The organism is Methylobacterium platani (assembly GCF_001653715.1).
GTDB classification, from domain to species: domain Bacteria; phylum Pseudomonadota; class Alphaproteobacteria; order Rhizobiales; family Beijerinckiaceae; genus Methylobacterium; species Methylobacterium platani.
On the sequence record NZ_LWHQ01000017.1, the window covers coordinates 166,724 to 178,982 of the forward strand.

Below are 12,259 nucleotides of genomic sequence, written 5' to 3' on the forward strand. Positions count from 1 at the left end.
GACCTGATCGCAGGCCCGCCCGGCCCGACGATACGGAGTGTTCTCGTGAAGCTGTCCGTCCTCGCCCTCGGCCTCGCCGCCGGTCTCGCCTTCGCCGCCCCGGCCGTGGCCCAGGGCGCCGCGACCCGCGACCCCGCCCAGATCCCGGCGGGCACCTACGCGGTCGATCCCGGCCACACCCAGGCGCTGTTCACGGTCAACCATTTCGGCTTCTCGCCGTATACCGGCATCTTCTCGGACGTCTCCGGCACCCTGGAGCTGCAGCCGACGAAGCCCGCCGAGAGCCGCCTGAAGGTCACCATCCCGGTCAAGTCGCTCTACACGCCGAGCCAGCACATGCTCGACTCGCTGAAGAGCGACAAGTTCCTCGACGTCGCCCAGTTCCCCGAGATGACCTTCACCTCCACCAAGGTGACGCCCGAGGGCAAGGACAAGGCCAAGGTCACCGGCGACCTGACCCTGCACGGCGTGACCAAGCCCGTGACCCTCGAGGTGACGCTGGTCGGCGGCGGCGCCAACCCGATGAACAAGAAGCAGACCGTCGGCTTCGAGGCCAAGGGCACGCTCAAGCGCTCGGATTTCGGCGTGAAGGCCTTCGTGCCGGCCGTCAGCGACGAGGTCCAGCTGACCCTGCACGGCGCCTTCGAGCGCAAGGACCAGTAATACCGCAGCGCCTTCGAACGGACTCGTTCGAAGGCGCTGCGCAAGCCCGAACGGGCGTCGGCGCCGATGCGCCGGACGCCTTGGCATCAACGTGTCGATGCCAAGGCACAAGGATGTAAGCCCAACCACCCTGAGGTCATCGAGCCATGCGCACGGTCGCGACGCCGCGTCGCTACACCCTCGTGGCGATCGTGCTGCACTGGCTGATCGCCCTCGGCATCCTGGCCCTCCTGGGCCTCGGCCTCGCGATGACGCGGGGCTCCCTGCCGCCGATGGACCGCTTCGCGTTCTACCAGTGGCACAAGTCGGTCGGCATCACCGTGCTGGGGCTGATGGTCCTGCGCGTCGCCTGGCGCCTGTTCAACAGGCCCCCGCCGCTGCCCGCGGCGATGCCGAAGGCCGAGAAGCGGGCCGCCGGGGCGGCGCATCTCGCGCTCTACGGCCTGCTCGTCGCCATGCCGCTCGTCGGCTGGGCGATGGTCTCGGCCTCGCCCTACAACATCCCGACGGTGCTCTACGGGACGATCCCGTGGCCGCACCTGCCGGTCCTGCCCGAATTGCCCAACAAGGCGGCGGTCGAGGGCGCGCTGAAGCTCGTGCACAGCACCGGCGCCTGGCTGCTGATGGCCTTGCTCGTCCTGCATGTCGGCGCGGCCCTGCGCCACCACCTCGCCCTGCGCGACGACACCCTGTGGCGGATGCTGCCCCTGGTGCGCCGCCCCGGCCCGAAACCCGAGGTCTCCCCGCGATGAACCCCCTCCGCCTCGCCCTCGCCCTCGGCCTGTCCGCCGTGCCCCTGGTGGCCGCTCCCCTGGCCGCGCAGGCGGCCGACTGGACCGTCGATCAATCCAAGAGCCGCATCGGCTTCTCGGGCACCCAGGTCGGTGCGCCCTTCAAGGGCCGCTTCACCCGCTACGACGCGCAGATCAGCTTCGATCCGGCGAAGCCCGAGGCCGGCAAGGCCGTGGTGCTGATCGACATGACCAGCGCCGAGACCGGCGACAAGCAGCGCGACGAGGCCCTGCCGCAGGCCGACTGGTTCAACGCCGGCAAGGACAAGCAGGCCCGCTTCGAGGCGACCCGCTTCGTGCCGAAGGGCGGCGACGCCTACGACGCCGTCGGTACCCTGACGATCCGCGGGATGCGCAAGGACGTGACCCTGCCGTTCACGCTCACCGTCTCGGGCGGCACCGCCCACGCCGTCGGCCATCTCGACCTCGTCCGCACCGATTACGGCGTCGGCCAGGGCTCCTGGGCCAACGACTCGATGGTCGCCCTGCAGGTCGGGGTGGATATCGATCTGACGGCGAGCGCCAAGACCGGCGGATGACGAGACCGGCGGCTGACAAGACCGGCGGGTGACGAGACCGGCGGCTGGCGAGACCGGAATCCGATGGACGCTTGACCGCCGGGCCGCGGGGGCGGATGACCGCGCCCCCGGTCCCGGCCAGCGTGCTCCCCCGATGATCGTCCGTCCCCGTCCCGGCGCCCTCGCGATCCTGTTCGCGCTGCGCGGGTCGATCCTGCCGCAGATCGCCCCGCGGGTGGTCGCCATCACGGCGGTCGCCTGCCTGGTGGTGGCGACGGAGCAGGGCTGGGCCCGTACCCTCCCGCTCCATGCCGGCATCGGGCCGTTCACGCTGATCGGCCTCGCCCTGTCGATCTTCCTCAGCTTCCGCAACAACGCCTGCTACGACCGCTGGTGGGAGGCCCGGAAGGTCTGGGGCGCCCTGATCGTCGAGGCGCGCGGCCTCGCCCGCCTGCTCGGGGCACTGCTGCCGGAGGACGGGGACCGGCGCCGGCGCTGCCTGAACCGGCTGGCCGGCTTCAGCCACGCGCTCCATGCCCGCCTGCGCGGCCAGGACGCCGCGGCGGCGGCCGCGCCGTTCCTGCCGGAGGCCGAGCGCGGGCGCCTCGCGGCCTGCGCCAGTCCCGCCGACGCGGCGCTGGCCGGCCTCGCGGCCGATCTCGGGGACGCGCTGCGGGCCGGCCGCCTGAGCGACGTGTCCTTCGGGCTGGTCGAGCAGAAGCTCGCCGGGCTGTCCGGGGTGCAGGCGGCCTGCGAGCGCATCCAGGGCACGCCCTTGCCCTTCGCCTACACGCTGCTCCTCTACCGCACCGCCTGGCTCTACTGCCTGCTGCTGCCCTTCGGCCTCGCCGAATCCCTCGGCTGGGGCACGCCGGTGGCGACCGCGCTCGTCGCCTACACGTTCTTCGGGCTCGACGCGCTCGGCGACGAGCTGGAGGAGCCGTTCGGCTCGGCCGCCAACGACCTGCCCCTCGACGCGCTCCTGCGCGTCGTCGACGGGGTGGTGCAGGACGCGCTCGGCGAGCCGGTGCCGCCGCCCCTCGATCCCGAGCGCTACTGGCTGCGCTGAGCGCAGCCGCCTGCGCTGAGGGCCGTCCCTACTGGCTCGGCATGGTGAGGACGAGCGGCCCGTTGCGGGTCGCCACCACCGTGTGCTCGTACTGCACCGTCAACGCCTGCGGCCGGCTGTAGAGCGTCCAGGGGTCGTCGTCGCGGTTCTCGGCGAAGTCGGCGCCGAGCGACAGGAACGGCTCGACGGTGAAGACGAGGCCCTCGACCATGATCCGGCGCTCGGAGGCGTCGGGCCAGGTCGCGATCTCGGTCGGCTCCTCGTGCAGCGAGGCGCCGACGCCGTGGCTCGCGAGGTTGCGCACCAGGGTGTAGCCGTTCTTGTGCGCGAAGGCGCCGACCGCCCGGCCGATGCCGGCGAGCGGCTTGCCGGCCCCGACCTGGCGCAGGCCCGTCCACATCGCCCGGCGCCCGTCCCGGCACAGCCGCTCGACCGCCCGGGTCACCGGCGGCACCGCGAAGGAGGCGCCGGTATCGGAGAACCAGCCGTCCTTCTCGGCCGAGACGTCGATGTTGACGAGGTCGCCCGCCGCGATCCGGCGGTCTCCCGGGATGCCGTGGGCGACCTCCTCGTTGACGCTGATGCAGGTCGCGCCGGGAAAGCCGTAGACCGTCTCGGGTGCGGAGCGGGCGCCTTCCCGCTCCAGGACGTCGCGCCCGATCCGGTCGAGCTCGGCCGTCGTCATGCCGGGCTCGATCGCCCGGCCCATGATCTCCAGCGCGTCGGCGACGATGCGGCCGATCCGCCGCAGGCTTTCCAGGTCGTCGTCGCTCGACACCGTCATGTGGTCGTTCCCCGCGCGGCCGGGCCGCAAGCTCGCTCGCGCGCTTGTGCCATCGCGGCGGGGGCGGGCAAAGCCCCGGGGGCTTCCGCGTGATCGGTCCCGGCAGGGTCGAGGCGCGTCACCCCTCTCCGACTTCTTGCAGCGATACCGGGCAAGGATCCTCTGGCAAGCCCGGCATCGCCCGGAGAGGGGATGCCGCGCCCTGACTTCATCGCGAGGGACAGGCGCGCGCGGATCAGCGTCCCGCCAGCGCCCGCGTCAGCGCGCTGCCCGGATCGCCCAGGCCCTCGACGACGCTGAAATGATGCGTCCCGGCGATCTCGTACGCCTCCGTCTCCGCCCCGAGCCCGTGCCAGATCGTCGGGAGCAGGAGGTTCTGGCGGCGGAATTCCGGCAGCTCGTCCCCGCCGGCCACCGCGACCAGCCGGGCGCCCGGGCGCGGGGCGTGGAGGATCGGGCTCTCGGCCCGGGCCTCGTCGGCGTCGAGGTGCAGGACTTGGTTCATCTGCGTCGCGAGGAGCGGGCGCAGGTCGTGGACGCCGCTGATCGAGACGACGCGGGCGATCCGCCCGGCGCAGGCGAGGGCGACGTCCGTGCACAGCATCCGGGTGACGAGATGGCCGCCGGCGGAATGGCCCGACAGGTGGATCGGCCCCGCCACCTCGGCACTCGCGCGGTCGAGGAAGGCGGCGATCTCGGCGGTGATGGCGGCGATGCGCGCCTCAGGGCAGAGCGTGTAGCTCGGCACCGCGACGGCAAAGCCGTGGGCGAGCGCCCCTGCGGCGAGGTGGGACCAGACCGAGCGGTCGAACGCCTTCCAGTAGCCGCCATGGACGAACACCGCGAGGCCGGCAGGTGCGCCCTCGGGCAGGAACAGGTCGTAGGCGTGGCGCGGGCCCGCCCCGTAGGGCAGACCCAGGCGGGCGCGCCCTCGAGCCGCCAGGCGCTCCCGGAACGCCGAGGCGGCCTCGCTCCAGCGCGCCGGATAGGCCTTGGCGCCGGGGATCGCGCCGACATTGTCGTAGGCGCGGTCGATGTCGCCGAGCGGGCCGCCGGTGGTCCAGGTGGGCGCCTGCATCGTCGCGGCCTGCATCAGGCGGCGTCCGGCACGATCGCGGTCGCCTCGATCTCGACCAGGGCGCCCGGCTCGACGAGGTCGGCGACGCCGACCAGCGCCATGGCGGGGAAGTGGCGGCCCATCACCCGGCGGTAGACCGGCCCGAGCTCGGGCAGCGAGGCCCGGTAGGTGTCGACGCTGCGCACGTACCAGGTCAGCCGGGCGACGTGCTCCGGGCCGGCGCCGGCCTCGGCCAGCACGGCGAGGATGTTGCGCAGGATCTGCTCGACCTGGGGCAGGAAGCCCTCGGCCAGCACCTCGTCCGCGTCCCAGCCGATCAGGCCGCCGGTCATCACCACGGTGCCGCGGCCGGCCATGCCGTTGGCGTAGCCCTTCGGCTTCCTCCAGCCCGGCGGCTGGAGGGTGGAGAGGGCGGGGCTCTCGGTCTCGGGGCGGAGCGGGATCGGGCTGGCGGTCATGCGGTCTCTCCCTGAGCGGTGGCGGCGTCCGCCTCGGCCTGCCGGCGCAGGGCGAAGCGCTGCAGCTTGCCGGATTCGGTCTTGGGCAGGGCCGGCACGTAATGCACCGCCCGCGGATACTTGTAGGGCGCGAGGTCGGTCTTGACGTGCTCCTGCAGCGCCTTGGTCAGGGCCTCGCTCCCGGTGAAGCCGGGGTTGAGCACCACGTAGGCCGCGACGATGCGGCCGCGCTCGGGGCAGGGCGCCGCGACGACGCCGACCTCCGCCACGGCCGGATGGGCGAGCAGGCTCGCCTCGACCTCGGGTCCGGCGATGTTGTAGCCGGCCGAGACGATCATGTCGTCGTTGCGGGCCTGGAACCAGAAATAGCCGTCCGCGTCCTGGAGGTAGGTGTCGCCGGTGACGTTCCAGCCGTCCTGCACGTAGACGCTCTGGCGCTCGTCGGCGAGGTAGCGGCAGCCGATCGGCCCGCGCACCGCGAGCCGCCCGGGAACCCCGGGCGGGCACGGCTTGCCCGCGGCATCGATCACCCGCGCCTCGTAGCCCGGCACCGGCCGGCCGGTCGCGCCGGGGCGGATCTCGTCCTCGGGCGAGGCGATGAAGATGTGCAGCATCTCGGTCGCGCCGATGCCGTCCATCAGCTTGAGGCCGGTCGCCTTCGCCCAGGCGTGCCAGGTCGGCGCCGGCAGGGTCTCGCCGGCCGAGACGCACTTTCGGAGCGACGACAGGTCGTGCCGGCCGATCAACCCCAGCATCGCCCGGTAGGCGGTGGGGGCGGTGAACAGCACGGTTGCGCGGTGGCGCTCGATGGCGGCGGCGAGGTCGGTCGGCCCCGCCTTCTCGAGCAGCACCGCCCGGGCGCCGACCCGGAACGGGAACAGCACCAGCCCGCCGAGGCCGAAGGTGAAGGCGAGCGGCGGCGAGCCGATGAACACGTCGTCCTCGGTCGCCCGCAGGACCTCGCGGCCGTAACAGTCGCAGATCGCCAGGAGGTCGCGGTGGTAGTGGATCGTCGCCTTCGGCAGGCCGGTGGTGCCGGAGGTGAAGCCGAGAAGGCACGGATCGTCGGCGCGGGTCGCGGGCGGATCGAACCGGTCGGAGGCGTGGCTGAGGAGTTCCCCGAGCTCGCCCCCGGCGGTGCCGCGCCAGGTGACGACCCGCACCGGATCGGCGCGGCCGTCGGCGGCCTTCGCCATCTCGTCGATCAGGCCGGCATCGCAGAGGGCCAGCGGGATGCGGGCCTTGTCGAGGATCTGGGTCAGTTCACGCGCCCGCAGCAGCGGCATCGTCGCCACCACGATCCCACCCGCCTTGATGATCGCGAGGTAGAGCGCGACCTTGGTCGGGTTGTTGGCCGAGCGCAGCAGCACCCGCCCGCCCGGCACGAGGCCGAGGTCGCCGACCAGGACGTTCGCCATCCGGTCGATCTGGCGCTTCAGCTCGGCGTAGGTCCAGGTCACGTCGGGACCGACCAGCGCCACCCGGTCGCCGCGACCTTGCCCGACGTGCCGGTCGACCAGTTCGACGGTGGCGTTCAGGTGCTCGGGGTAGCCGAGCCGGTCGAGATTGACGAAGTCCGGCATCCGGTCCGGCGGCGGCAGGTTGTCCCGCACGAAGGTGTCGGGGCGGCGGGCCCATGGGCTGCCCCCGCCCTCGGCGGGACGTGCGACGGCCGGGATCTCCGGCATGCGAGTTCCCGGTTCATGGCCGTTCTGCACGGCAGCCTCCATCGGACACTCCTCTCAGGCGAGAATCTGGCGGGCGATGACGAGCTTCTGGACCTCGGTGGCGCCCTCGTAGATCCGCAGCGCCCGGATCTCGCGGTAGAGCGTCTCCGGCACCGAGCCGGAGCGGACGCCCTCGCCGCCATGGAGCTGCACCGCCCGGTCGATCACACCTTGCGCGGCCTCCGTGGCCACCATCTTGGCCATCGCGGCCTCGCGGGTGATGCGGGGCGCGCCGGAATCCCGGGTCCAGGCGGCGCGGTAGACGTGGAGCGCCGCCGTATCGATCGCCGTCGCCATCTCGGCGAGGCTGGTCTGGGTCAGCTGCATCGCGGCGAGGGGCGCCCCGAACAGCTTGCGGGACTGTGCCCGATGGAGCGACGCATCGAGGGCGCGGCGGGCGAAGCCCAAAGCCGCGGCGCCGACGGTCGAGCGGAACACGTCGAGCGTTGCCATCGCGACCTTGAACCCGGCCCCGGCCTCGCCGATGCGGTTCTCCGCCGGCACCCGGCATCCCTCGAAGCGCAGCCGGGCGAGCGGATGGGGCGCGATGGTGTCGAGGCGCTCCGCGACCGTCAGGCCGGGCGTCTCCGCCGGCACGAGGTAGGCCGAGAGGCCGCGCGCCCCCGGCGCCTCGCCGCTGCGGGCGAAGACCACGTAAGTGTCGGCGATGCCGCCGTTCGAGATCCAGGTCTTCTCGCCGTCGAGCCGGACCGTGCCGTCGGGCATCGGCTCGGCCTTGAGCGCGATCTGGGCGACGTCGGAGCCGGCCTCCGGCTCGGTCAGCGCGAAGGCGGCGATGCGGCGGCCCGCACGCACTCCCGGCAGCACCGCGTCCCGCTGCGCCGCCGTGCCGGACAGCGTCAGCGCCCCGGTGCCGAGCCCCTGCATGGCGAAGGCGAAATCGGCCAGCCCGTCATGGCGGGCGAAGGTCTCGCGCAGGAGGCATAAGCCCCGCACGTCGAAGCGCCCGTCCTCGGGGGCGGCGAAGCGCAGGAAGCCGGCCTCGCCGAGGGCCGCGACGAGGCGCCGGCACGAGCCGTCGACGTCGTGATGGTCGACGAGGGCCGGCACCGTGCGGGCGGCCCAGTCTTCGGCCGCGGCAGCGAGGTCGCGGTGGTGCAGCTCGAAGAACGGCCAGTCGAGGAAGCTGCGGTCGGGCATCAGGTCAGTTCCCCTCGAAGACCGGCTTGGTCTTGCCCGCGAACGCCTCGAAGGCGCGGCGGAAGTCCTGGGTCTTCATGCAGAGCGCCTGGGCCATCGCCTCGGCGTCGATGGCGGCGTCCACCCCCATCGCCCATTCCATGTGCAGCATCCGCTTGGTCAGGCCGTTGGCGTAGGCCGGGCCCTGGACCAGGGCGCGGGCGGTCTCGCCGGCCGCGGTCAGGGCGTCGCCCGCCGGGACCAGGCGGTTGAAGAAGCCCCAGCGCTCGCCCTCCTCGGCGCTCATGAAGCGGCCGGTATAGAGAAGCTCGGAGGCCCGGCCCTGGCCGACGATCCGGGGCAGGATCGCGCAGGCGCCCATGTCGCAGCCGGCGAGCCCCACCCGGTTGAACAGGAACGCCACCTTGGCGCCGGCCCCCGCCACCCGCAGGTCGGAGGCCATGGCGATGATCGCGCCCGCTCCCGCGCAGACGCCCTCGACCGCCGCCACGACCGGCTGCGGGCAGGCCCGCATCTCCTTGACGAGATCGCCGGTCATCGTCGTGAAGGCGTGCAGGTCGGCCGCCCCCATCGTGGTCAGCGGCTCGATGATCTCGAACACGTCGCCGCCGCTCGAGAAGTTGCCGCCGGCCCCCGTGACCACCACCGCGGTCACGCTCTCCTCGAAGCGCAGGGCCCGGAAGGTGTCGCGCAGCTCCGCGTAGCTCTCGAAGGTCAGCGGATTCTTCTTCTCCGGCCGGTTCAGCGTCACGGTCGCGATGCCGTCCTGGATCGCGAAGCCGAAATGCTGCGGCGTGAAGCCCGCGAGCGGGGCCGCGATGGCGTTCTGGCGCCTCATGGTGCCTCCCTGGCGTTTTGGTTTCGGCTTAGGCGTGCCGCCCGGCCGCACCGAGGCCTTCAGGGCGGAGAGCTGGGTGGACAGGGCTTCCTGCGCGGCGGGATCGAGGGCGCCGACGAGTTCGGCGATCCAGTCGGCGTGCGCCCGGGCCATCTCGGCGAAGACCGCGCGGCCCTGGCGGGTCAGGCGCACCTGCACCGCCCGGCGGTCGGCCTCCGAGACCTGGCGGTCGATCAGCTCTTCCTGCGCCAGCCGCTCGACGAGGCCGGTGACGTTGCCGTTCGAGACCATCATCCGGCGCGACAATTCCCCGAGCTGGATGCCGTCGGGGGCGCGCTCGAGCTGCGCCATCAGGTCGAAGCGGGGCAGCGTGGTGTTGAACCGGTCGCGCAGGCGGCGGCGGATCTCCGCCTCGATGGTGTTGGCGGTGGTGAGCAGGCGCAGCCACAGCCGCACCTCGGTGCGGTGCGTCGGAAGCTCCGAGGGAATCTCGACCGGTGCGTTCACAGCTCGCCTCCTGCCACCGCGATCGCCTGGCCGGTCACGGCGCCCGCGCCCGGCCCCGCGAGCCACATCACCGCGTCCGCCACCTCCTCGGGGCGGATCAGGCGGCCCATCGGGTTGTGGCGGGTGAACTCGGTCAGGAGGTCGTCGCGCTGGCGGCCGGTCTTCGCCTCCAGCCCGTCGATGGCGCTGCCGACGAGGTCGGTATCGGTGAAGCCGGGGCAGACCGCGTTGACGGTGATGCCGGTGGCGGCCAGTTCCAGGGCCAGCGCCCGGGTGAGGCCCACCACCGCGTGCTTGGCGGCGCAGTAGGCGCTCACGTAGCCGTAGCCCTTCAGCCCGGCGGTGGAGGCGACCGAGACGATCCGTCCCCCGCCGCTCGCCTTCATGCCCGGCACCACCGCGCGGGCCGCGACCAGCACCGGCTCGAGGTTGAGCGCCATCATCCGCCGCAGGGTGTCGACGTCGCTGCGGGCGAGCGGCGCGGTCTCGGCCCCGCCGGCATTGTTGACCAGCACCGCGACCGGGCCGGCCTCATCGGCGGCTTGCGTCAGGGCACGCTCAAGGGCGGTCGCGTCGGTGACGTCGGCCGCCACGGCGTGGGCCGCGCCGAGTTGGTCACGCGCCCGCGCGGCGCTCGAAGGCGTGCGGCCGAGCACCGTCACCCGCTCCCCCGCCGCCACGAACCCGGCCGCGATCGCCCGCCCGATGCCGCGGGCGGCGCCGGTGACCAGGATGTGGCGGGGAGAGAGGTGGATCATGGATATTTCAACCTTAAAGGAATTGGGCGCGGGTCGTTTTCGTAGAGCACTTTCCCCTCCCCCTTGTGGGGAGGGGCTAGGGGTGGGGGTGGTGCCGGATAAGGCTCAGCGGTGCCTCCTGCACCACCCCCACCCCTGACCCTTCCCCACAGGGGGGAGGGGAAGGAGCTACACCGCCACCCTGAGCGGGCTCACGTTCCCGGCCACGGCAAATCCGGCCTTGCCGGCGTAACCCCCGACGATCGCCTGGCGCTCGGCGTGGCTCAGCACGTCCTCGATCCGGGAGAACCCCGCGGGTGCCCGCTTCTCGACCTCGTCGATCACCCGCTCCGGCCCGCCCTTGCGGTTGAGCATCACGATCTCGGCGGTCTTCGGCCGGCGCTCGGCCTCGTAGGCGTGGAGCGCCTGCATCGGGTGCTCGGACCGGGCGAGCGCGTCGCCGAGCGCCCTTGCATCGAGGATCGCCTGCGAGGCGCCGTTCGAGCCGACCGGGTACATCGGGTGGGCGGCGTCGCCGAGCAGCGTCACCCGGCCGTGGGTCCAGCGCGGCAGCGGATCGCGGTCGCACATCGGGTACTCGAAGATCTGCGGCGTCGCCTCGACCAGCGCCGCGAGGTCGAAATCCGGCAGGGCGAAGCGACGGGCGTAGGGCAGGACCTGCGAGCGGTGGGCGGGGCGCGACCAGCTCTCCTTCGGCGGCGGCGAGATCGTGCCGTCCGCCATCTTCACGAACACCACCCAGTTCATCAGCTGGCGGCCGCCCTCGGCCTCGGCGATCGGGTAGAGCACGCATTTGGCGCCCATGCCGCCGCCGATCGCCATGGTGCGGCCGTCGCCCCAAGGTGCCCACTCGGTGGCGCCGCGCCACATCAGCACCCCGTCCCAGCGCGGCGGGCCCTCGTCGGGGAAGAATTTCTTGCGCACCACCGAGTGGATGCCGTCGCAGGCCACCAGCACGTCGCCCCGCAGCGTGCGGCCGGCATCGCCCCGGAGCGCGTCGGTGAAGTGGGCGGTGACCCCGCCCTCGTCCTGGAGGAAGCCGGAGAGCGCGAGGCCGGTCTTGACCGCGTCCGGTCCCAGCCGCTCGCGCACCGCCTCGTACAGAACCGCCTGCAACCGCCCGCGATGGATCGAGAATTGCGGCACCGGGTGGCCGGCATCGATCCCGCGCGGCTCGCGCCAGACCTCCTGGCCCTGGCGGTTGTAGTAGGCGAGTTCCTTGGTGCGGATCGCCACCCGGTCGAGGGCCGGCAGCAGGTCGAGCTCGGCGAGCTCGCGGATCGCGTGCGGCAGGGTGTTGATGCCGACGCCGACCTCGCGGACCTCCGAGGCCTGCTCGACGATCGTGGCGCGGATGCCGCGCCGGTGGAGCATCAGGGCGGTGGCGAGCCCGCCGATCCCGGCGCCGACGATGATGACGCGCATACGTCTACTCCGCATCCGGGGGCGGCAGGAAGTCGACCTCGTGCTTGGCCGAGATCGCCACCACGTCGGCGGGATTGGCCTGCGGCCCGAGATTGTGCAGGGCCCAGAACAGGTCGTAGAGGCGGCGCGCCGGCGAGACCCAGAAGACGCATTTCACGTCGGCATCCGAGCGGTTGAACAGCCCGTGCGGCTGGCCCCGCGGCAGCCGCACCGTGTCGCCCGGCTCGGCCACGCTCTCCTGCCCGTCGAGAACCGCGGTGAGGCGCCCTTGCAGGATGTACAGGAACTCGTCCTGCGTCGGGTGGATGTGCGGCGGCACGAAGGTGCCCGGCGGGAAGGTGGCATGCCAGGACAGCGAGCTCTCGGAATGCTGCTTGGGCACGTAGATCTGCCCGAGGATGTTCCAGCGGACGCCCTCGATGCCGTCACCGGCCCGGGTGATGCCTGCGGTCATGGGGGTCATGCGGTCACTCCTTCGACAG

The 12,259-nt window shown here is 72.6% G+C and carries 13 protein-coding genes and 1 pseudogene; 4 read left to right on the plus strand and 10 right to left on the minus strand.

Annotated elements, in window-relative coordinates; translation table 11 throughout:
* The first annotated feature begins 45 nt into the window (after positions 1–45).
* The 4 genes from A5481_RS10525 (at position 46) to A5481_RS10540 (ending at position 3,041) form a co-directional block, all read left to right on the plus strand.
* On the plus strand, positions 46–663 hold the full coding sequence (locus tag A5481_RS10525) for a YceI family protein (protein ID WP_156311681.1): 618 nt from the start codon (positions 46–48) through the stop codon (positions 661–663).
* Between the two features lie 146 nt (positions 664–809).
* Positions 810–1,415: a cytochrome b gene (locus tag A5481_RS10530; RefSeq protein ID WP_048431715.1), complete on the plus strand. Its 606-nt coding sequence runs from the start codon at positions 810–812 to the stop codon at positions 1,413–1,415.
* The gene (locus tag A5481_RS10535; RefSeq protein WP_048431716.1) at positions 1,412–1,993 is read left to right on the plus strand and encodes a YceI family protein; all 582 of its coding nucleotides are present in this window, start codon (positions 1,412–1,414) and stop codon (positions 1,991–1,993) included. The genes A5481_RS10530 and A5481_RS10535 overlap by 4 nt, the downstream gene beginning before the upstream one ends.
* Positions 1,994–2,126: 133 nt before the next feature.
* A complete protein-coding gene (locus A5481_RS10540) occupies positions 2,127–3,041 on the plus strand; it encodes a bestrophin family protein (RefSeq protein WP_048431717.1) in 915 nt (304 codons plus the stop codon).
* Between the two features lie 28 nt (positions 3,042–3,069).
* On the opposite strand, the gene map is transcribed toward A5481_RS10540, so the two are convergent.
* The 10 genes and pseudogenes from map to A5481_RS10585 form a co-directional block, all read right to left on the minus strand.
* On the minus strand, positions 3,070–3,825 hold the full coding sequence (map, locus tag A5481_RS10545; RefSeq protein WP_048431718.1) for a type I methionyl aminopeptidase: 756 nt from the start codon (positions 3,823–3,825) through the stop codon (positions 3,070–3,072).
* 235 nt (positions 3,826–4,060) lie between these two features.
* Positions 4,061–4,918 carry an alpha/beta hydrolase gene (locus tag A5481_RS10550; RefSeq protein WP_245238541.1) on the minus strand — a complete coding sequence of 286 codons (858 nt, stop codon included), beginning with the start codon at positions 4,916–4,918 and terminating at the stop codon, positions 4,061–4,063.
* A complete protein-coding gene (locus A5481_RS10555) occupies positions 4,918–5,361 on the minus strand; it encodes a RidA family protein (RefSeq protein ID WP_048431719.1) in 444 nt (147 codons plus the stop codon). Before A5481_RS10555 ends, A5481_RS10550 begins: the two co-directional genes overlap by 1 nt.
* Complete coding sequence (locus A5481_RS10560; RefSeq protein WP_082172899.1) at positions 5,358–7,049, minus strand: AMP-binding protein; 1,692 nt, start codon at positions 7,047–7,049, stop codon at positions 5,358–5,360. The genes A5481_RS10555 and A5481_RS10560 overlap by 4 nt, the downstream gene beginning before the upstream one ends.
* A 54-nt stretch (positions 7,050–7,103) precedes the next feature.
* Entirely contained in the window at positions 7,104–8,249 is a 1,146-nt protein-coding gene (locus tag A5481_RS10565; RefSeq protein ID WP_048431720.1) for an acyl-CoA dehydrogenase family protein, read from the minus strand.
* A 4-nt stretch (positions 8,250–8,253) separates the two neighbouring features.
* The gene (locus A5481_RS34615; protein WP_048431727.1) at positions 8,254–9,087 is read right to left on the minus strand and encodes an enoyl-CoA hydratase family protein; all 834 of its coding nucleotides are present in this window, start codon (positions 9,085–9,087) and stop codon (positions 8,254–8,256) included.
* 207 nt (positions 9,088–9,294) lie between these two features.
* A pseudogene (locus A5481_RS34620) lies at positions 9,295–9,660 on the minus strand (MarR family winged helix-turn-helix transcriptional regulator); the annotation flags it as partial.
* Positions 9,591–10,352, minus strand: a complete 762-nt coding sequence (locus tag A5481_RS10575; RefSeq protein ID WP_048431721.1) for an SDR family NAD(P)-dependent oxidoreductase — start codon at positions 10,350–10,352, stop codon at positions 9,591–9,593. The pseudogene A5481_RS34620 and the gene A5481_RS10575, both read right to left, overlap by 70 nt.
* Positions 10,353–10,520: 168 nt before the next feature.
* On the minus strand, positions 10,521–11,777 hold the full coding sequence (locus tag A5481_RS10580; RefSeq protein WP_048432856.1) for a flavin-dependent oxidoreductase: 1,257 nt from the start codon (positions 11,775–11,777) through the stop codon (positions 10,521–10,523).
* Positions 11,778–11,781: 4 nt separating this feature from the next.
* Complete coding sequence (locus A5481_RS10585) at positions 11,782–12,240, minus strand: cupin domain-containing protein (RefSeq protein ID WP_048432857.1); 459 nt, start codon at positions 12,238–12,240, stop codon at positions 11,782–11,784.
* Positions 12,241–12,259: the final 19 nt, after the last annotated feature.